Below are 19,588 nucleotides of genomic sequence, written 5' to 3'. Positions count from 1 at the left end.
ACAATCCATGATCAGCACCGAACTCAAAACCACGATCCAGGGCGCCTATTCGCGTTTTCTCGAAGCCAAGAGCCTCAAGCCGCGCTACGGCCAACGCCTGATGATCGCCGAAATAGCCAAGGTCCTCGGTGACATCGACACCGACGACGAAGGCCGGCGCAGTGGCGACCCCGCGATAGTTGCGGTGGAAGCCGGCACCGGTACCGGCAAGACCGTGGCCTACAGCCTGGCCGCCATCCCCACGGCCAAGGCTGCCGGCAAACGCCTGGTGATCGCCACGGCCACCGTCGCCTTGCAAGAGCAGATCGTCTACAAGGATTTGCCCGACCTGATGCGCAACAGCGGGCTGAATTTCAGTTTTGCGCTGGCCAAGGGCCGTGGGCGCTACATGTGCCTGTCCAAGCTCGACATGTTGCTCCAGGAAGGACACGCACAAACCGCCACCGCCCAGTTGTTCGAAGAAGAAGGCTTCAAGATCGAGGTCGATGAGGCCAGTCAGAAGCTGTTCACCAGCATGATCGAGAAGCTCGCCGGCAATAAATGGGACGGTGACCGCGACAGCTGGTCCACCGCCCTGGAAGACGCCGACTGGGCGCGCCTGACCACCGATCACAGCCAGTGCACCAATCGTCATTGCCCGAACTTCGGCCAGTGCGCCTTCTACAAGGCCCGCGAAGGCATGGGCAAGGTCGATGTGATCGTCACCAACCACGACATGGTCCTGGCCGACCTGGCACTGGGCGGCGGTGCCGTGCTGCCCGATCCGCGCGACACCATCTACGTGTTCGACGAAGGCCATCACCTGCCGGACAAGGCCATCGGTCACTTCGCCCACTACACGCGCCTGCGTTCCACCGCCGACTGGCTGGAAACCACTGCCAAGAACCTCACCAAGCTGCTGGCCCAGCACCCGTTGCCGGGTGATCTGGGCAAGCTGATCGAGCAGGTGCCGGAGCTGGCGCGGGAGATCAAGACCCAGCAACAGTTCATGTTCACCGCCTGTGAGCAGATCGCCGACTTCAAGCCCGGCGAAGATGTCGAAGGCCGCGAACGCCCGCGCCACCGTTTCGTCGGAGGGGTGATTCCCGAGCACATGCGCGAAATGGGCAGCGAGCTGAAAAAAGGCTACGCGCGCCTGACCGACCTGTTTACCCGCCTCACTGAATTGCTCAAGGAAGGCATGGACGGCGAGGTCAATATCGGGATCGCCAGCAACCAGGCCGAAGAGTGGTATCCGCTGTTCGGCAGTCTGTTGTCGCGCTCATCCGGCAACTGGGAGTTGTGGGTCGCGTTCACTGCTGAAGACCCGGAAGACAACCCACCCATGGCGCGCTGGTTGACCTTGGCGGAAAGCGGCTCGCTGTTCGATATCGAGGTCAATGCCAGTCCGATCCTGGCGGCGGAAATGCTCCGGCGCAACCTGTGGAACGTCGCCTATGGCGCACTGGTGACGTCGGCCACCTTGACCGCCCTGGGCACCTTCGACCGCTTCCGCATGCGCGCCGGCTTGCCGAAAAAAGCCGTGACCGCCGTGGTGCCCAGCCCGTTTCATCACGCCGACGCCGGCGTGTTGCGGGTGCCGAACCTGAACGCCGATCCGCGGGATGCGGCGGCCCATACCGCTGCAATCATCCGCGATCTGCCGGACCTGGTAGAAGGCTCAAGGGGCACGCTGGTGCTGTTTTCCTCGCGCAAGCAGATGCAGGACGTGTTCGACGGCCTGGACCGCGACTGGCGCAAGCAAGTGTTCATTCAAGGCAACCTGTCGAAACAGGAAACCCTGAACAAGCACAAGGCGCGAGTCGATGGCGGTGATTCCAGCGTGCTGTTCGGCTTGGCGAGTTTTGCCGAAGGGGTCGACTTGCCCGGTGCGTACTGCGAGCACGTGGTGATCGCCAAGATTCCGTTCTCGGTCCCTGATGACCCGGTAGAAGCGGCGCTGGCCGAATGGATCGAGGCCCGTGGCGGCAATCCGTTCATGGAAATTTCCGTGCCGGACGCCTCGCTGAAACTGGTCCAGGCCTGCGGGCGCCTGCTGCGCACCGAAGAGGACCGCGGCACCATCACCTTGCTTGATCGGCGCCTGGTCACCCAGCGCTATGGCAAGGCAATCCTCAATGCGTTACCTCCTTTCCGACGTGAAATTTCCTGATAAACCGGTGGGCAGTTTTGCCCACCGCGTTGTCTATCTCTCTACCATTGCTTTTCCATTGGCCCATTCGGGTCGCCAGGGAGAATTCCGTTCTCATGATTCGCTGTTCGCTACCTGCCGTTCTTGCCCTGATGTTCGCAACGCCCTTGCTGGCCGCACCCGCCGGGCAGCAGACGCTGTTCAACTTTGTACGCCCCGCCGATGTGGTCCAGGTGGCGACCCAGGACGCCAGCCTGCCGCAGTCCAACGCCGAACAGACCCCCGAAGGCGAAGTGCTGCGCCGGGTTACCTTCAACCCGGTTGCCCGACCAACCCTGCGCCTGTCCCCGCAGACCGGCGTCTGGGACTGGTCCCAGTCGGGCGTCATGAGCCTGCGGATCCAGAGCGCCATGAACTGGGCCTTGACCCTGTACGTGACCATCCAGAGCAATGACGGCAAGACCTTGGTCAGTCGCGTCGATCTTCCAGCCGGCCCGGCGCAGACCCTGTTGGTGCCGTTGCTGCCGACTTCACCGCTGAGCCAGGGCCTGAAGGCTGGCCCGCCAATGCCGATGACGGTCGATGGCCAGCGCGTTTTGCTGGCCAGCAGTGCCGGTGAGCTGGACCGCAGCCACGTGGTGTCGGTCAGCTTGTCCATGGATCAACCGAAAGTCGCCCAGAGCATCCTGCTGGAGCGCTTCGGCGTGCAGGACGGTGAAGGTGTGACCCAAACGGTCTATGGCGGTCTGGTGGACGCCTATGGTCAATCGACCCGGGCCAAATGGCCAGAAAAGATCAGCAGCGACGAACAACTGAAAAGCGCCGCCGCCAAGGAACAACAGCAGCTGAAAACCTGGCTGGGTGAGCGCGAAAAGTCCCCCCTGGACACGTTCGGCGGCTGGACCAACGGACCGACGTTCAAGGCCAGCGGCTTCTTCCGCACCGAGAAACGCGACGGTCGCTGGTACCTGGTGACGCCCCAAGGGCATCCGTTCTACTCCCTGGGGGTCAATACCGTTGCCGCGGACGTCAACCAGACTTATGTCGCCGGTCGTGAATGGATGTTCGAATCCCTGCCCAAGACTGACGAACCGCTGGCCAATCACTTCGGTGAAGGCGATAACCGCGGTGGCAACGGCGTCGATCAGGGCCGGGGTTTCAATTCTGGAAGGTGGTATGACTTCTACGGCGCCAACTTGCAGCGCCTGAACGGCGACCCTTGTGCATTGGGTAGCAATACCAAGGCCGGCGTTGCCGAAGCGGCCAAGGCCGATGCGGTAGAGGCGACGGCCGAGAAGGCGGCCGAGACCGCCGTTGTGCCATCAACGGCCGAATCCGGTGTCGCCGAAGCCGCCAAGGCTGGTGCCGTCGATGCGACGGTGGCGAAAGCGGCTGAGCCGGTACCTGCCGAGTCGTGCAAAACGACCTTCGATGAGCAGCGCTGGACCGACCATACCCTGGCGCGCCTGCAAGCGTGGGGGTTCAACACCCTCGGCAACTGGAGCGCACCGGCACTGGGCGAGGCGCAGCGCATGCCGTACACCTTGCCACTGTCGATCGTCGGCGATTATGCCAGCATCAGCACCGGCAGAGACTGGTGGGGCGCGATGCCCGACCCGTTCGACCCACGTTTCGCCATGGCGACGGAGCGCGCGGTGGCCATTGCCGCCCGCGACCACCGCGACGATCCTTGGCTGATCGGTTACTTCGCCGACAACGAACTGGCCTGGGCCGGTCCCGGCGATGACCCGAAAGACCGTTACGCGCTCGCGTACGGCACCTTGAAAATGACCACCGACGTGCCGGCCAAGCGCGCGTTCCTCAAGCAATTGCGCGACAAATACCGTAACCAGGCAGGCTTGTCGAAGGCCTGGGGTATTGATCTGCCAGCCTGGGAGCTGATGGAAGACCCGGGCTTCGTGCCGCCGCTGCCTAGCGCCGAGCACCCGGAAATCGAGGCTGACTTCAAATACTTCCAGAAGGTCTTTGCCGATACCTACTTCAAGACCATTTCCGACTCGCTAGAGTGGCATGCACCGAACCAGCTGTTGCTCGGCGGCCGGTTTGCCATCAGCACCCCGGAGGCCGTCGAGGCCTGTGCGCAGTACTGCGACGTCCTGAGCTTCAACATGTACACCTTGCAACCCCAGGACGGTTACGACTTCGCCAAATTGCGCGGCCTGGACAAACCGGTACTGGTCACCGAATTCAATTTCGGCTCCACCGATCGCGGCCCGTTCTGGGGCGGCGTGACGCAACTGGCGAAGGAAGAAGACCGTGGCCCAGCCTACGCGAACTTCCTGAAACAGGCGCTTGCCGAACCGTCGATTGTCGGTGTGCACTGGTTCCAATACCTCGACCAACCCGTAACCGGGCGCCTGCTGGATGGCGAAAATGGTCACTTCGGTCTGGTGGGCATTACCGATCTGCCGTTCCAGGGTTTTGTCGACAGTGTGCGCAAGAGCAATCTGGCGACAGTCGATCAATTGGCTAAAGAGGCCCAGAAGGCCGCATCCGAGCTCGACAAGGCCAGCCACGACGCCGAGGGCGGGCGCAAGGCCGACGCCGGCAAAGGCCCGGGGAAGGGCGCCGGTGGGCATTCCGGCGAAGGTCATTGAGCCTCGATACGACTGAAATTCAATGTGGGAGCGGGCTTGCCCGCGAGGGCCTCATTACAGACACAAATAATTCTGATCAGTTTTAACGGGCGATTGACCGCCCAGCCCGCCCCTGTTCCCAAAACCCTCAAGGGCTGGAACAATGCGGCCCACTTTATACAAGGTTTTTCCGGGGAGTTGCGGGTGCAGATTCAGGGTCATTACGAGCTTAAGTTCGAGGCAGTGCGTGAAGCGTTCGCGGCGCTGTTCGACGATCCTCAGGAACGTGGCGCCGCATTATGCATCCAGATCGGCGGCCAAACCGTCGTCGACTTGTGGTCCGGCACCGCCGACAAGGACGGGACTGAAGCCTGGCACAGCGACACCATCGCCAACCTCTTTTCCTGCACCAAGACCTTCACTGCCGTCACCGCCCTGCAACTGGTGGCCGAAGGCAAGCTGCAACTGGACACCCCGGTGGCCCGCTATTGGCCGGAATTCGCCGCAGCTGGCAAAGAATCGGTCACCCTGCGCCAGCTGCTGTGCCATCAGGCCGGTCTGCCGGCATTGCGCGAGTTGTTGGCTCCCGAAGCGCTTTACGACTGGCAAACCATGGTCAACGCCCTGGCCGCTGAAGCGCCTTGGTGGACGCCAGGCGAAGGCCACGGTTATGCGGCCATCACCTATGGCTGGCTGATCGGCGAGCTGCTGCGCCGTGCGGACGGTCGTGGCCCCGGTGAATCCATCGTGGCGCGAGTTGCCAAACCCTTGGGCCTGGATTTTCACGTCGGCCTGGCCGATGAAGAGTTTCCTCGCGTGGCGCACATTGCCCGCGGCAAGGGCAATGTCGGCGATGCTGCGGCCCAGCGCCTGCTGCAAGTGACCATGCGCGAGCCAACGGCCATGACCACCCGCGCGTTCACCAATCCGCCCTCGGTGCTGACCAGCACCAACAAGCCGGAGTGGCGGCGCATGCAGCAGCCGGCGGCCAATGGCCACGGCAATGCCCGTAGCCTGGCCGGGTTCTACGCCGGATTACTCGATGGCAGCCTGCTGGAAGGTGAGTTGCTCGATGAACTGACCCGTGAGCACAGCCTTGGCGAGGACAAGACACTGTTGACGCGAACCCGCTTCGGCCTGGGATGCATGCTCGACCAACCGGACGTGCCCAATGCGACCTTCGGCCTGGGCGCGCGCGCGTTCGGTCATCCGGGCGCCGGCGGTTCCGTTGGTTTTGCTGACCCGGAACATGATGTGGCGTTTGGTTTTGTGACAAATACCCTGGGGCCGTACGTCTTGATGGATCCGCGTGCACAAAAGCTTGTGCGGGTACTGGCCACTTGTCTGTAAATCACGCTCAAGGGTTCCGGAACTGGAACCCGACAGCCTTTTCAGTTTCCAAGCGTCTGTTTATGTGGGCCGACCCAGCCTGATTTTCATTACTTCATTTTTTGTGGATATCCAATGTCAACCAAACCAACCCTCGCCTTGGCACTGTGCTTCGCTATTACCGGTTGCGCCCAGAATCCGAAAAGTGATGCAGACGGCGGCAGCTGGTGGCCGTTCGGCTCTTCAGACAAAGTCGCCGCCAAAGACCCGGCTCCGGCCCCGGCCCCGTTGAAGCCTGTTGCAACCGCTCCGGTGGCCAAAGCTGAAAGCTCCAACCCTTGGTACTGGCCGTTCGGCTCCGAAGAAATGCTCGATAAAAAGCCAGAGGTAAAACCTGAGGCCAAGCCGGTCGAAGTGGCCAAGGCCAAGGCCGAGGCCGATGCGGGTGGCAAGTGGTGGTGGCCGTTCGGCGGCAAAGAGCAGAGCACTGCCAAAGTCGTGCCGATGCCGGATCCCAAAGTCACTCAGGCCTGGCTTGACGACTACGAACCTCGCCTGCGTACAGCGATCAAGGACAGCAACCTGCAACTCGAACGCCGTGAAAACGTCCTGGTGGTGACCGCGCCGGTAGAAGGCTCGTTCAACCCGGACCGCCCGGCCATGCTACTGCCGGTCACCCTCGGCCCGTTCACTCGCGTTGCGAAAATCCTTGAAGCCGACCCGAAGACTGCGGTACTGGTACTCGGCCACAGCGATACCTCGGGCGCAGCCCCTGCCAACGTCAAGTTGAGCCAGGAACGTGCCCAGTCGGTAGCTGCGATCTTCCGACTCAGCGGCCTGCAGCGCGATCGCCTGATGCTGCGTGGCATGGGCGGTGAAGCCCCGCGTGCAGCCAATGACAGCGTCGAAGGGCGTTCCCTGAACCGCCGCGTGGAGCTGCTGGTGACCCCGCAAAACACCATGGTCGCGTTGTTGAGCAAGTACAACATGCCAGCCCCGGCGCCCGTGCGCATGGTTGCAGCCCAGGACATCAAGCCGGTTGCCAAGCCTGTGACTCCCGCACCTGCCGATGCGAAGAAAGCGGCTGCACCGGTCGCGAAAAAAGCGCCGGCCAAGAAAGCCGCTGCGAAAAAGACCCCGGCTAAAACGGCAACGCCGGCGAAGAAAACGGCACCGGCCAAAGCCGCCGCCGACAGCAAAAAAGTCGCCGCTGCGGATGCTACAAAGAAGTAATTCGTCAATCATAAGGAATGCGCCATGACCAAGGCCCTGGCTGATATGCGCCGCGACTACACCCGTGATGGCCTGACCGAGGCACAAGCCCCGGCCGAGCCCTTTGCGCTGTTCCACCAATGGTTTGCCGATGCGGTGAAAACCGAGCAGGCACCGGTGGAGGCCAATGCCATGACCTTGGCCACTGTCGACCAGGAGGGGCGGCCGCACTGCCGCATCCTGCTGCTCAAGGGCCTGGACGCCCAGGGCTTCACCTTCTTCACCAACTACGACAGTGCCAAGGGCCAGCATTTGGTTGCGAATCCCTTCGCAGCCATGACGTTTTTCTGGCCGACACTTGAGCGTCAGGTACGGATTGAAGGTCGGGTGGTGAAAGTCACGCCCGAGGAATCCGACGCGTACTATCAGGTGCGCCCGCTGGGTAGCCGCCTGGGTGCCTGGGCTTCGCCGCAGAGCCGGGTGATTGCCGATCGTGGTGAACTGGAGTCACTGCTCAAGGATACCGAGCAACGTTTCAGCGATACCCAACCTCACTGCCCTGAGCACTGGGGCGGTTATCGTCTTCTGCCAGAGCGCATCGAGTTCTGGCAGGGTCGTCCAAGCCGTCTCCATGACCGGCTTAACTATCGCCTGCAGGGCGCCAGCTGGATTCTTGAACGCCTGGCGCCTTAAGCAGTCTACCGCTCCGGATAGCCTGCCGCTGCGGCCTCGAGCCACTGTGGCAGGTCTCGACGCCTGATTTTCTGCGCCTGAGCACTCGCCAGCCGTTCGAGCATGAACGCTTGTTTGCGCTCATCCTTACCGGCCAGCGCCAACGCCAGGTCGCGGTCCATCCAGCGTCTGATCCGCACGTACAGCCACCCATGGAAGTACAGTCCGGCAACCGTAGTAACGAAAATGATAAAGTAATCCATCTGGATTCCCTGGTCAGTGGCGCTGTCTTGCGAGTAGGCCGCCGCTGTTTGGCGAACGTATGGACGGGCCTGTACGAAGGCTGAATCGAAACATTTTTATCCGGGCAATGCCGTGACAGGCGTCAAGCTGCGGAGTTTAATGATTACTTGTCCTTTGGAGTTGATGCTATGCGTAAGTCTGTTCTGCTGGTTGCTTCCTTTTCCACGATGGCGATGTTGCTCACTGGCTGCCAATCGAGTTTGACCGGTGACTCCTATTCCCGTGACGAGGCGCGTCGCGTGCAGACAATTCGCATGGGCACCATCGAAGCCCTGCGTCCGGTGAAAATCGAAGGTACCAAGACGCCAATTGGCGGCGCTGCAGGTGCAGTCGTCGGCGGTGTCGGCGGCAGCGCCATTGGTGGCGGTAAAGGCAGCATCGTCGCCGCGGTCATTGGTGCCGTCGCTGGTGGCCTGGTAGGTTCGGCAGCCGAAGAAGGCCTGACCCGCACCCAAGGCGTGGAAATCACCGTGCGCGAAGACGACGGCAGCATGCGCGCCTACGTGCAACAGGTTCAGGAAAACGAAGTGTTCCGTGTCGGCGAGCGCGTACGCATTTCAACGGTTGATGGTACCAGCCGCGTTTCCCACTAAACGGGAACACGGGAAAAAGAAAACCCCGACCAGGTGACTGGCCGGGGTTTTTCTTTATCGCATCATGTTCCCTACGCGGCTTGCAGCGCAGGCTTGCGACTCGCCGCCGCCGTCACGGCATAACCTATCAAGGCCGCCAGAATCGAACCGGTCAGAATGCCCATGCGATCCATGCCCGCGTAGTCACTGACGCCTGGCTCAAAGGCCAGCGACCCGACAAACAGGCTCATGGTGAAACCAATGCCGCAGAGAATCGCCACGCCCAGTACCTGGCCCCAGTTGGCACCCTGGGGCAGGGCGGCAATCCCGATTTTTACCGCCAGCCAGGTCAGGCCGAACACGCCGACGGTCTTGCCCAGCAACAGGCCAACCGCGATGCCCATTGGCACTGCATGGGTGAAGCTCTCGGCGGTCACGCCACTCAGGGACAGGCCAGCGTTGGCGAAGGCGAACAGGGGGAGGATGCCGTAGGCCACCCACGGGTGCAGGGCGTGTTCCAGTGCCAGCAGGGGAGAGGGTTCGGCGTTTTTCGTGCGCAACGGGATGCAGAAGGCCAGGGTTACACCGGCCAGCGTGGCATGCACACCGCTCTTGAGCACGCAGACCCAGAGGATCAGGCCAATGATCATGTAGGGCCCGAGCTTTACCACGCCGAGCCGGTTCATCCCGATCAGCGCCGCGATGCAGGCGGCGGCCAGTGCCAGGGACAGGGTCGACAGCGCGCCGGAATAGAAAATCGCGATGATGATGATCGCGCCGAGGTCGTCGATGATCGCCAGGGTCATCAGGAACAACTTCAGCGACACCGGCACGCGTTTGCCCAACAGTGCCAGCACACCCAGTGCGAAAGCGATGTCGGTGGCCGTTGGGATCGCCCAGCCGTCCAGGGCCGGTGGGTTGTCACGGTTGAGGAACCAGTAGATCAGCGCTGGTACTACCATGCCGCCAATGGCGGCCGCGCCGGGCAGGACGATCTGCGACGGCCTGGACAGTTGCCCGTCGAGGACCTCGCGCTTGACCTCCAGCCCGATCAACAGGAAGAACAGCGCCATCAGGCCGTCGTTGATCCACAACAGCAGCGGCTTGGCGATTTTCAACGCGCCGATCTGAGCGACGACGGGGGTATCCAGCAGGCCATTGTAGAGCCACGACAGTGGCGAGTTGTTGATGATCAACGCCAGGATAGCGGCGGCGATCAGTAACAGACCGCTGGCAGCTTCCAGCTGAAAGAAACGCGTGAACGTGCTACGCAGAGGCAAAGTCGCTCTCCATCGATAAAGTCAAAAGGTGGCACACCCTAACCCGTACCGTTAGTTGTTAAAACAAAAGTTATATTCTTTTTTGTTATATGTCGTAACAACGCGATTTCCCGGCAAGGACCTGAGCCTAGCAGTTGTCCGGCGGATTGGAACTCAGCTGTACCTGTGTTTGATGTAGGATTTTTCCTAAGCTTGCAGGTTGAGGCTTGTGACAGGGCCGCCTATTGCCTGATCCATCGAGATAACCACCATGAGCAACAACCGACAGTGGTCCCGCGAAGCCATCCGGATCATCGAAGCCGACTTCCAGCGCAGCGCCGACACTCACCTGATCCCCTTGTCGCTGCCAGGTTTTGCGGGCATCGAGCTGTACTTCAAGGATGAGTCGAGCCATCCCACCGGCAGCCTGAAACACCGCCTGGCGCGCTCGCTGTTCCTGTATGCGTTGTGCAATGGCTGGCTCAAGCCCGGCGCGCCGGTGATCGAGGCATCCAGCGGTTCGACGGCGATTTCCGAAGCGTACTTCGCGCGATTGCTGGGGGTGCCGTTCATTGCCGTGGTGCCGGCCAGCACGTCGAGGGAAAAGATCGCTCAAATCGCCTTTTATGGCGGGCAGACACACCTGGTGGCTGATCCGACGCAGATCTACGCCGAGTCCGAACGCCTGGCGCGCGAGCACGACGGCCACTTCATCGACCAGTTCACCTATGCCGAGCGCGCCACCGACTGGCGGGCGAACAACAACATCGCCGAATCGATCTTCCAGCAGATGCGTTTCGAAAAGTACCCGGAGCCGAGTTGGTTGGTGTCCAGCCCCGGCACCGGGGGCACGACGGCGACCCTGGGGCGTTACGTGCGTTATCGCCAGCACGCTACTCGCGTGTTGTGTGCCGATGCCGAGCGTTCGGTTTTTTTCGATTACTACCAGACCGGCGACGCCAGCCTGCGCCTGGATCACGGCTCGCGGGTTGAAGGCATTGGCCGGCCCCGGGTGGAAGCGTCATTCCTGCCCAAGGTCATCGATGCGATGGTCAAGGTGCCGGACGCGTTGTCGTTGGCCGCCATGCATTACCTGGCCGAGCGTTTGGGGCGTCATGTCGGCGGATCGAGCGGGACCAACCTGATCGGCGCCTTGATGGCAGCGCAGCAGATGGCGGCGGCGGGGGAGGAAGGGTCGATCGTGGCGATCTTGTGTGACAGCGGCGAGCGTTATGCGACGACCTATTACGATCAGGCGTGGCTGAAGGCCGAGGGCTTTGAGTTGAGCGGGTTGATCGATGCGGTGGCCGCGACGGTCGAGCGTGGTGAGCCGCTGCCGGCGAGCGTGTTGCGCGCCAATATCTGACCCCCTGCACCTGTAGGAGCTGGCTTGCCAGCGAAGACGAAAGCACATTCAACATTAATGTTGACTGATCCGCCACCTTCGCGGGCAAGCCCGTTCCTACAGTATTACGGTCAGGCTTCGAGGCCGAGGATATCCCGTGCCACCGCTTCCGCAATGCGAATCCCATCGACACCCGCCGACAGAATCCCGCCCGCATAACCCGCGCCTTCACCCGCCGGGAACAGGCCTTTCACGTTCAGGCTTTGCATCGACTCGTTACGCGTAATGCGCAGCGGCGACGAGGTGCGGGTCTCGATCCCGGTCAGCACGGCATCGTGCAGCGAGTACCCGCGAATCTGCTTCTCGAACGCCGGCAAGGCCTCGCGAATCGCTTCAATGGCGAAGGCCGGCAAGGCCAGCGCCAGGTCACCCAGGGCAACGCCCGGTTTGTAGGACGGTTCAACGCTGCCCAACGCCGTGGACGGCTTGCCAGCGATAAAGTCGCCGACCAGTTGCGCCGGTGCTTCGTAGTTGCTGCCACCGAGCACAAAAGCGTGGGACTCCAGGCGTTCCTGCAACTCGATACCGGCCAGCGGACCGCCCGGATAATCGACTTCCGGGGTAATCCCGACAACGATCCCGGAGTTGGCGTTGCGCTCGTTCCGCGAGTACTGGCTCATGCCATTGGTGACCACTCGGTTCGGCTCCGAGGTCGCCGCTACCACCGTGCCGCCCGGGCACATGCAGAAGCTGTAGACCGAGCGGCCGTTCTTGGCGTGGTGCACCAGTTTGTAGTCGGCGGCGCCGAGTTTCGGGTGGCCGGCGTACTTGCCCAGGCGCGCGCGGTCGATCAGCGACTGCGGGTGCTCGATGCGGAAACCTACCGAGAACGGCTTGGCTTCCATGTACACGCCGCGGCCGTGGAGCATGCGGAAGGTGTCCCGGGCACTGTGGCCGAGGGCCAGGATCACGTGTTTCGAATGGATCTGCTCGCCGCCATCGAGTTCGACGCCGACCAGTTGGCCGTCCTCGATCAGCACGTCAGTTACCCGCTGCTGGAAGCGCACTTCGCCGCCCATGGCGCGAATCTGCTCACGCATGTTTTCCACAACGCCGGTCAGGCGGAACGTACCGATGTGCGGTTTGCTGACGTAGAGGATTTCTTCCGGGGCGCCGGCCTTGACGAACTCATTGAGCACTTTGCGCCCGATGAACTTCGGATCCTTGATCTGGCTGTAGAGCTTGCCGTCGGAGAATGTCCCCGCGCCGCCCTCGCCGAATTGCACGTTGGATTCGGGGTTGAGCACGCTTTTACGCCACAGGCCCCAAGTGTCCTTGGTGCGCTGGCGCACTTCGGTGCCGCGTTCGAGGATGATCGGCTTGAAGCCCATTTGCGCAAGCAACAGCCCGGCGAAGATCCCGCACGGCCCGAAGCCGACGACGACAGGGCGTACGCTCAGATCGGCCGGTGCCTGGCCAACCATTTTGTAGCTGACATCCGGTGCCACATTGACGTTACGGTCATCGGCGAACTTGCGCAGTACCGAGGCCTCATCGCGAACATCAAGGTCGATGGTGTAGATGAAGCACAGCTCGGAGGACTTTTTGCGCGCATCGTAGCTGCGCTTGAACAAGGTGAAATCGAGCAAGTCTTCGCTGCTGATGCCCAGGCGCTGCAGGATGGCAGGGCGCAGGTCTTCATCGGGATGGTCGATCGGCAGCTTGAGTTCGGTGATTCGTAACATGGCGGGATCCGGTTCGCGGGGCGCACAACTGCGCCAGGGCGTTTGAAACCGGCGATTATAAGCCCCAAAGGCGCAGGCCCGTGAGGCTTAAACGATCAGTCGTCGCGCGAACCGCCGAAATACCCGCAACCGCGCTGTACCTTGCCATCGATGCGCAGTTCGGCACTCATGTGCTGCAGGCCGCCCGTGCTGGCGTCGATGCAGCGTTGTGGCGCGACCCACAGTTCGATGTGCTGGTTATTGGTTTCGGTGCTGAGGTTGAAGCGACCCTCACCCAGCTGCTCTTCGACGTAGGGCACGGCCAACGGTGGCTGGCCGGCGCGTTCGAGGACCATGCCTTTGCCGGTGACTTTCACGCTCCATTCGGGGGCATGGCCGGCGGCGCGCAGGATCAGCGGCTTGAAGTTCGGATCGGCGCACGCGGTGCCGGAGCGCTCGACGCGGTACAGCGTTTCCACGTCGAGCTGGTCTTCGCCGTTACCCGGAACGATGCGCCCACGTACATCGGCAAACAGCTTGCCCTGGGCATCGGCGAGACCCGCGGCCTGTTGCAGGACGCTGGTGCCACCCGAATCGTTGACCACGTAACGGCGTTGTTCACCGCACGGCTGGAACAGCAGTTTGCCGTCGGCAGCGCTTAACTGGCCCTGCATGCGGGTCTGCCCGACGTGGGAGGCACTTTCACGCGAACCGTCGAACAATTGGCAGGCTGCGAACAGGGGGAGCAGGGCAACAATGACTAAGGAACGGGCAACACGCATCTTGGGGTCTCCTGACAAGTGCCGCCACGTTACGCAGCCTGACCGTTCATCACAAGGTTTTAGCCCACGTGAAAGGTCTGACCTGTCTGCAAGCCTTCGACGCTTTTGGCGTAGGCCAATGCCACATCCTCGGCAGGAACCGGCTTGAAGCCACGGAAATAGGGGGCATAGCTGCCCATGGCTTCGACCAGGACGGTCGGGCTGATCGAGTTCACGCGCAAGCCGCGTGGCAATTCAATGGCGGCGGCGCGGACGAAGCTGTCCAGCGCACCGTTGACCAGCGCTGCCGATGCGCCACTGCGGATCGGGTCGTGGCTGAGTACGCCGGTGGTGAGCGTGAACGATGCACCCTCATTGGCGAACTCACGGCCAATCAGTACCAGGTTGACCTGGCCCATCAGTTTGTCCTTGAGGCCCAGGGCAAAGCTCTCTTCGCTCATTTCGGCCAGTGGCGCGAAGGTCACGTTGCCGGCAGCGCACACCAGTGCATCGAATTTGCCGGTCTGTTCGAACAGTCGGCGAATCGACGTGCTGTCACTGATATCTACCTGAAAATCACCCCTGCTGCGGCCGATGCGGACGATCTCATGGCGCTGGGACAGTTCCTTGTCGACGGCCGAACCGATGGTGCCGCCTGCGCCAATCAAAAGAATTTTCATACTGGCTGATCCTCGATGGTTTGAATGAGGCTTCAGTTTAGAGTGGTTTTTTCTACGGATAAGCGCGCTAATAGGCAACCTTTGGTTTTCAAATGGAAACAATCCGTGAGCGAGATGGATGACCTGGCCGCGTTTGCGGTACTGATCGAAGCGGGGAGTTTTACCTTGGCTGCGCAGCAATTGGGCTGCAGCAAGGGCCAACTGTCCAAGCGCATCAGTCAGTTGGAAGCGCAGTTTTCCGTGGTCTTGTTGCAGCGCACCACGCGACGCTTGAGCCTGACGGCGGCGGGCGCGGCGTTATTGCCCCAGGCCCAGGCGCTGGTGGTGCAGGTCGAGCGCGCGCGCCAGGCCCTGGCACGCCTGAAGGACGACATGGCCGGCCCGGTGCGGATGACGGTTCCGGTGTCGCTCGGGGAAACCTTTTTCGATGGATTGTTGCTGGAGTTCTCCGCCCAGTATCCCGAGGTGCAGATCGAGCTGGAACTCAACAACAGTTACCGTGATCTGTCCCGCGACGGTTTCGATTTGGCAATCCGCTCCGATGTGGCGATTGACCAGCGCCTGGTGGCGCGCCCGTTATTGGCGTGGCGGGAATTGACCTGCGCCAGCCCCGCCTATCTGGAGCAATACGGTGAGCCGCAGACGCCTCAGGCGCTGGCCGAACACCGGTGCCTGCTCAACAGCCACTACAGTGGTCGCGAGGAGTGGTTGTATCACCAACAACACGAGCTGTTGCGGGTGCGGGTTTCCGGTCCCTTCGCCAGCAACCATTACAATCTGTTGAAAAAAGCCGCACTGGCTGGCGCCGGCATTGCTCGTTTACCGTCCTACGCGTTGCCGGAGGAACTGGCCGACGGGCGTTTGCGCTGGCTCCTGCGTGATTATCAGACCCGCAGCATGCCAATGTACCTGGTGCATCCGTACCAGGGGGGGCTGCCGAAACGCACGCAGGTGCTGGCGGATTACTTGATCGGTTGGTTCAAGCGCAGCGGCGAGGCGCTGGATCGACTTTGAATCTTCACACGGACCCGGTAGGCGCTGGCTTGCCAGCGAAAGGGGCATAACATTCAACGACCATGTTGACGGGTACACCGCTATCGCTGGCAAGCCAGCTCCTACAAAGGAAATGCGGTGTTAAGGCAGGCATAAAAAAACGGCCCGCAAAGGCCGTTTTTTGGTTACCGCAAAGGCTTAGCCGCCGAGGTACGCATCGCGCACTTTCGGATCGGTCAGCAACGCTTCACCGGTGCCGGTCATCACTACCCGGCCGTTCTCCAGAACGTAGGCGCGGTCAGCGATTTTCAGGGCCTGGTTAGCATTCTGTTCGACCAGGAACACCGTCACACCGTCCTTGCGCAGCTGTTCGATGATATCGAAGATCTGCTGGATGATGATCGGGGCCAGGCCCAGCGAAGGCTCGTCGAGCAGCAGCAGCTTGGGCTTGCTCATCAGCGCGCGGCCGATGGCGAGCATTTGCTGTTCGCCGCCGGACATGGTGCCGCCACGCTGGCTGAAGCGCTCTTTCAGGCGTGGGAAAAGTCCGAGGACCTTGTCCATCTGTTCCTGATAGTCGCCCTTGGCGGTGAAGAAACCACCCATGGACAGGTTTTCTTCCACGGTCAGGCGGGAAAACACCCGACGACCTTCCGGCACCACGGCAATGCTCTTGCGCATGATCTGCGAAGAATCCTGGCCAACCAGTTCCTCACCCATGTAGCGGATGCTGCCGCTGTGGGCCCGAGGCGAACCGCACAGGGTCATCAGGAGCGTGGATTTGCCGGCACCGTTGGCGCCGATCAGGGTGACGATTTCGCCTTGACGGACTTCGACGTTGACGCTGTGCAGGGCCTGGATCTTGCCGTAGAAAGTGGAAACGTTTTCGAACTGCAGCATTTACGCTTCCCCCAGGTAGGCTTTGATCACTTCAGGATTGTCGCGGATCTGTTCCGGCGTACCGTTGGCCAGGGGCGTGCCCTGGTTGATCACGACGATGTGGTCGGAAATGCTCATGACCAGTTTCATGTCATGTTCGATAAGCAGCACGGTGACGTTGTGCTCCTCACGCAGCACGCTGATCAGCGCCTTCAGGTCTTCGGTTTCCTTCGGGTTCAGGCCGGCGGCCGGTTCGTCGAGCATGAGGATCCGCGGACGGGTCATCATGCAGCGGGCGATTTCCAGGCGCCGTTGCTGACCGTAGGCCAGGGTACCGGCCGGACGGTTGGCGAACTCCTTGAGGTTGACCTTTTCCAGCCAGTACTCGGCGAACTCCATGGCCTCGCGTTCGCTCTTGCGAAACCCCGGGGTCTTGAACAAGCCGGACAGGAAGTTGGTGTTCAGGTGGCGATGCTGGGCGATCAAGAGGTTCTCGACCGCAGTCATGTCCTTGAACAACCGCACGTTCTGGAAGGTACGCACCACGCCCTTGAGTGCGATCTTGTGGCCCGGCAGGCCCTCGATCGGCTCACCATCGAGCAGGATGCTGCCGCCGCTCGGCTTGTAGAAGCCGGTCAGGCAGTTGAACACGGTGGTCTTGCCGGCGCCGTTGGGGCCGATCAGTGCAACCACTTGTTTCTCTTTCACGCTCAAGGCAACGCCGTTGACTGCCAGCAAGCCGCCGAAGCGCATGCTCAGGTTTTCTACTTTAAGGATCTCGCGGCTCATTTGCGCAGCTCCATGTGAGGACGTTGCATGGGCAGCAGACCCTGAGGGCGCCAGATCATCATCAGTACCATCAAGGCACCGAACATCAACATGCGGTATTCACTGAACTCACGCATCATTTCCGGCAGCAGGATCATCACCACCGCCGCCAGGATCACGCCCAGCTGCGAGCCCATGCCACCCAGCACCACGATGGCGAGGATGATCGCCGACTCGATGAAGGTGAAGGACTCCGGCGTCACCAGCCCCTGGCGGGCAGCGAAGAAGCTACCGGCGAAACCGGCGAAGCTTGCGCCCAGGGTGAAGGCCGACAGCTTGATGATGGTCGGGTTCAGGCCCAGTGCGCGGCAGGCGATTTCGTCTTCACGCAACGCTTCCCAGGCGCGGCCCAGGGGCATGCGCAGCAAGCGGTTGATGACGAACAGCGCAGCCAGTGCCAGGAACAGCGCAACCAGGTAAAGGAAGATCACCTTGTTGATCGAGTTGTATTGCAGGCCGAAGTACTCGTGGAAGGTTTGCATGCCTTCCGCGGCTTTACGTTCGAAGGTCAGGCCGAAGAACGTTGGCTTCTCGATGTTGCTGATGCCGTTCGGGCCGCCGGTGATGTCCGTCAGGTTACGCAGGAACAGACGGATGATCTCACCGAAGCCCAGGGTCACGATCGCCAGGTAGTCACCGCGCAGACGCAGTACCGGGAAGCCCAGCAGGAAGCCGAAGGTGGCCGCCATCAGGCCGGCGATCGGCAGGCAGATCCAGAAGCTCAGGCCGTAGTAGTGCGACAGCAGCGCGTAGCTGTAGGCGCCGACGGCGTAGAAGCCGACGTAACCGAGGTCGAGCAGACCGGCCAGGCCGACCACGATGTTCAGGCCCAGGCCCAGCATCACGTAGATCAGTACCAGCGTCGCGATATCCACCGCACCGCGAGAACCGAAGAACGGCCAGACCAGCGCGCCAGCGATCAGCGCGATGATGATCCAGCGTTGTGTGGTCGGCAGGGTCAGGAAGTTGCTGGCCTTGGCCGGAATCAGCGGCATGCCTGGCGAAGAACGCCAGGCCGAGCTGATCTGCTGGTCGAACAAGACACGCAGGAACATCAGCACCGAGCACACCGCGATGGTGATGAGGGTGGCGTCGCTGGTGCCATGAACTTCGAGGTTGATGCCGACGATGGTCAGCTTCAGACCGAGTACCGGGTAGGCCACGGCCCACACCAGCAAGGCGCTGAACAGCGCCTGTTTAAGATTCCTAGTCATACCTTCTCAACCTCCGGACGGCCCAGCAGGCCGGTTGGCCGGAACAACAGCACCAGAACCAGCAGGCCGAACGCCACGACGTCCTTGTACTGGTCGCCGAAGATATCGGCACCAAAGGCTTCCGCCACACCCAATACGAGCCCGCCGAGCATGGCGCCCGGAATGCTGCCGATACCGCCCAGTACCGCTGCGGTGAAGGCCTTGAGGCCGACGAGGAAACCGGCGTTCGGGTTGATCACGCCGTATTGCATGCTCAGCAGCACGGCCGCGATGGCCGCCAGCGCGGCACCGATGACGAAGGTCAGGGCGATGATGTTGTTGGTGTTGATACCCAGCAGGTTGGCCATCTTGATGTCTTCGGCGCAGGCGCGGCAGGCGCGACCCAGGCGAGAGCGGGAGATGAACAGCGTCAGGCCGAGCATGGCGACCAGGGTCACCACGAACACCACGATTTGCATGTAGGAAATCAGCACTTCATGTGCGCCACCTGGCCCAAAGGCAAAATTGCCCGGAATCAGGTTGGGGATGGATTTGTCCTTGGAGTCTTGCGCCAGCAGAACGGTGTTCTGCAGGAAGATCGACATGCCGATGGCGGAGATCAGCGGGATCAGACGGTTGCTGCCGCGCAAGGGGCGGTAGGCGATCCGTTCGATGCTGTAGCCGTAGGCACTGGTGACGACGATGGTTGCCAGGAAAGCGGCGGTCATCAACAGCGGAACGCTGTCGAGTCCCAGCATGGCCAGCCCGGCGATGGCGATGAACGCCACGTAGGAGCCGATCATGTACACCTCGCCGTGGGCGAAGTTGATCATTCCAATGATGCCGTAAACCATCGTATAGCCGATGGCGATCAGGGCATACGTGCTGCCAATGGTCAGGCCATTAACCAGCTGTTGGAAAAAGTGATAGATGTCAGGCATTACAGCGCTCCTAAAAACCTGATACGCATTTCACTGGTGGAGTCATTTTCCCGCCCGGGCCCCGTGGATCTGCATCCACTTCGAATCCGGGGTTTGCCAGCGAACCGCTGATGACGGTTTTGAGATTTTCAGGTGGGGAGACTGGCGGATCACGCCAGCGCGGCCCAGA

General features: G+C 61.5%; 17 protein-coding genes. 8 read left to right on the top strand and 9 right to left on the bottom strand.

Annotation, left to right across the window (positions count from 1 at the left end):
* Positions 1–7 precede the first annotated feature (7 nt).
* The 5 genes from dinG (at position 8) to pdxH (ending at position 7,962) form a co-directional block, all read left to right on the top strand.
* A complete protein-coding gene (gene dinG, locus NQL71_RS08015; RefSeq protein WP_046816646.1) occupies positions 8–2,152 on the top strand; it encodes an ATP-dependent DNA helicase DinG in 2,145 nt (714 codons plus the stop codon).
* Between the two features lie 95 nt (positions 2,153–2,247).
* A complete protein-coding gene (locus NQL71_RS08010) occupies positions 2,248–4,749 on the top strand; it encodes a beta-agarase (protein ID WP_274642502.1) in 2,502 nt (833 codons plus the stop codon).
* Between the two features lie 183 nt (positions 4,750–4,932).
* Positions 4,933–6,078: a serine hydrolase domain-containing protein gene (locus tag NQL71_RS08005; RefSeq protein ID WP_274642501.1), complete on the top strand. Its 1,146-nt coding sequence runs from the start codon at positions 4,933–4,935 to the stop codon at positions 6,076–6,078.
* A 114-nt stretch (positions 6,079–6,192) separates the two neighbouring features.
* Positions 6,193–7,290 carry an OmpA family protein gene (locus NQL71_RS08000; protein ID WP_077184288.1) on the top strand — a complete coding sequence of 366 codons (1,098 nt, stop codon included), beginning with the start codon at positions 6,193–6,195 and terminating at the stop codon, positions 7,288–7,290.
* A 24-nt stretch (positions 7,291–7,314) separates the two neighbouring features.
* Positions 7,315–7,962 carry a pyridoxamine 5'-phosphate oxidase gene (gene pdxH / locus NQL71_RS07995; RefSeq protein WP_046816650.1) on the top strand — a complete coding sequence of 216 codons (648 nt, stop codon included), beginning with the start codon at positions 7,315–7,317 and terminating at the stop codon, positions 7,960–7,962.
* Positions 7,963–7,967: 5 nt separating this feature from the next.
* On the opposite strand, the gene NQL71_RS07990 is transcribed toward pdxH, so the two are convergent.
* Positions 7,968–8,204, bottom strand: a complete 237-nt coding sequence (locus NQL71_RS07990) for a hypothetical protein (protein WP_046816651.1) — start codon at positions 8,202–8,204, stop codon at positions 7,968–7,970.
* A gap of 168 nt (positions 8,205–8,372) precedes the next feature.
* On the opposite strand from NQL71_RS07990, the gene NQL71_RS07985 reads away from it, so the two are divergent.
* Positions 8,373–8,837 carry an outer membrane lipoprotein gene (locus NQL71_RS07985; protein WP_027925642.1) on the top strand — a complete coding sequence of 155 codons (465 nt, stop codon included), beginning with the start codon at positions 8,373–8,375 and terminating at the stop codon, positions 8,835–8,837.
* Between the two features lie 71 nt (positions 8,838–8,908).
* Here the strand turns inward: NQL71_RS07985 and nhaA are convergent, their stop codons facing one another.
* Positions 8,909–10,096, bottom strand: coding sequence for a Na+/H+ antiporter NhaA (gene nhaA, locus NQL71_RS07980; RefSeq protein WP_248686088.1), 1,188 nt, complete (start codon positions 10,094–10,096; stop codon positions 8,909–8,911).
* A 250-nt stretch (positions 10,097–10,346) separates the two neighbouring features.
* Here nhaA and NQL71_RS07975 point away from each other — a divergent pair, with 250 nt between their 5' ends.
* Entirely contained in the window at positions 10,347–11,441 is a 1,095-nt protein-coding gene (locus NQL71_RS07975) for a PLP-dependent cysteine synthase family protein (RefSeq protein ID WP_046816654.1), read from the top strand.
* A 110-nt stretch (positions 11,442–11,551) separates the two neighbouring features.
* Here the strand turns inward: NQL71_RS07975 and NQL71_RS07970 are convergent, their stop codons facing one another.
* The 3 genes from NQL71_RS07970 to NQL71_RS07960 all read right to left on the bottom strand — a co-directional run bounded on the left by NQL71_RS07970 (position 11,552) and on the right by NQL71_RS07960 (position 14,585).
* Positions 11,552–13,165: an NAD(P)/FAD-dependent oxidoreductase gene (locus NQL71_RS07970; RefSeq protein WP_046816655.1), complete on the bottom strand. Its 1,614-nt coding sequence runs from the start codon at positions 13,163–13,165 to the stop codon at positions 11,552–11,554.
* A gap of 95 nt (positions 13,166–13,260) precedes the next feature.
* Positions 13,261–13,926, bottom strand: coding sequence for a COG3650 family protein (locus tag NQL71_RS07965; protein ID WP_248686091.1), 666 nt, complete (start codon positions 13,924–13,926; stop codon positions 13,261–13,263).
* Positions 13,927–13,985: 59 nt separating this feature from the next.
* Entirely contained in the window at positions 13,986–14,585 is a 600-nt protein-coding gene (locus NQL71_RS07960) for a short chain dehydrogenase (RefSeq protein WP_046816657.1), read from the bottom strand.
* A 105-nt stretch (positions 14,586–14,690) separates the two neighbouring features.
* Here NQL71_RS07960 and NQL71_RS07955 point away from each other — a divergent pair, with 105 nt between their 5' ends.
* The gene (locus tag NQL71_RS07955; RefSeq protein ID WP_046816658.1) at positions 14,691–15,599 is read left to right on the top strand and encodes a LysR family transcriptional regulator; all 909 of its coding nucleotides are present in this window, start codon (positions 14,691–14,693) and stop codon (positions 15,597–15,599) included.
* 177 nt (positions 15,600–15,776) lie between these two features.
* Here the strand turns inward: NQL71_RS07955 and NQL71_RS07950 are convergent, their stop codons facing one another.
* The 4 genes from NQL71_RS07950 to livH are packed head-to-tail and all read right to left on the bottom strand — an operon-like array spanning position 15,777 to position 19,419.
* Positions 15,777–16,478 carry an ABC transporter ATP-binding protein gene (locus NQL71_RS07950; RefSeq protein WP_020798122.1) on the bottom strand — a complete coding sequence of 234 codons (702 nt, stop codon included), beginning with the start codon at positions 16,476–16,478 and terminating at the stop codon, positions 15,777–15,779.
* The gene (livG, locus tag NQL71_RS07945) at positions 16,479–17,246 is read right to left on the bottom strand and encodes a high-affinity branched-chain amino acid ABC transporter ATP-binding protein LivG (protein ID WP_046816659.1); all 768 of its coding nucleotides are present in this window, start codon (positions 17,244–17,246) and stop codon (positions 16,479–16,481) included.
* Positions 17,243–18,499: a high-affinity branched-chain amino acid ABC transporter permease LivM gene (locus NQL71_RS07940; RefSeq protein WP_046816660.1), complete on the bottom strand. Its 1,257-nt coding sequence runs from the start codon at positions 18,497–18,499 to the stop codon at positions 17,243–17,245. The genes livG and NQL71_RS07940 overlap by 4 nt, the downstream gene beginning before the upstream one ends.
* Entirely contained in the window at positions 18,496–19,419 is a 924-nt protein-coding gene (livH, locus tag NQL71_RS07935) for a high-affinity branched-chain amino acid ABC transporter permease LivH (protein WP_007947264.1), read from the bottom strand. The genes NQL71_RS07940 and livH overlap by 4 nt, the downstream gene beginning before the upstream one ends.
* Between the last annotated feature and the right edge of the window lie 169 nt (positions 19,420–19,588).

It is taken from the genome of Pseudomonas serbica (assembly GCF_028823535.1).
GTDB lineage: Bacteria > Pseudomonadota > Gammaproteobacteria > Pseudomonadales > Pseudomonadaceae > Aquipseudomonas > Aquipseudomonas serbica.
This window is presented reverse-complemented; position numbering and strand designations above follow the sequence as displayed.

Coding starts and splice junctions, on each gene's coding strand:
- NQL71_RS07950 (WP_020798122.1), bottom strand. CDS start 16,478: ATGCTGCAGTTCGAAAACGTTTCCACTTTCTACGGCAAGATCCAGGCC.
- NQL71_RS07975 (WP_046816654.1), top strand. CDS start 10,347: ATGAGCAACAACCGACAGTGGTCCCGCGAAGCCATCCGGATCATCGAA.
- NQL71_RS07985 (WP_027925642.1), top strand. CDS start 8,373: ATGCGTAAGTCTGTTCTGCTGGTTGCTTCCTTTTCCACGATGGCGATG.
- NQL71_RS08000 (WP_077184288.1), top strand. CDS start 6,193: ATGTCAACCAAACCAACCCTCGCCTTGGCACTGTGCTTCGCTATTACC.
- NQL71_RS07940 (WP_046816660.1), bottom strand. CDS start 18,499: ATGACTAGGAATCTTAAACAGGCGCTGTTCAGCGCCTTGCTGGTGTGG.
- dinG (WP_046816646.1), top strand. CDS start 8: ATGATCAGCACCGAACTCAAAACCACGATCCAGGGCGCCTATTCGCGT.
- NQL71_RS07965 (WP_248686091.1), bottom strand. CDS start 13,926: ATGCGTGTTGCCCGTTCCTTAGTCATTGTTGCCCTGCTCCCCCTGTTC.
- livG (WP_046816659.1), bottom strand. CDS start 17,246: ATGAGCCGCGAGATCCTTAAAGTAGAAAACCTGAGCATGCGCTTCGGC.
- NQL71_RS07960 (WP_046816657.1), bottom strand. CDS start 14,585: ATGAAAATTCTTTTGATTGGCGCAGGCGGCACCATCGGTTCGGCCGTC.
- pdxH (WP_046816650.1), top strand. CDS start 7,315: ATGACCAAGGCCCTGGCTGATATGCGCCGCGACTACACCCGTGATGGC.
- NQL71_RS08010 (WP_274642502.1), top strand. CDS start 2,248: ATGATTCGCTGTTCGCTACCTGCCGTTCTTGCCCTGATGTTCGCAACG.
- livH (WP_007947264.1), bottom strand. CDS start 19,419: ATGCCTGACATCTATCACTTTTTCCAACAGCTGGTTAATGGCCTGACC.
- NQL71_RS07990 (WP_046816651.1), bottom strand. CDS start 8,204: ATGGATTACTTTATCATTTTCGTTACTACGGTTGCCGGACTGTACTTC.
- NQL71_RS07970 (WP_046816655.1), bottom strand. CDS start 13,165: ATGTTACGAATCACCGAACTCAAGCTGCCGATCGACCATCCCGATGAA.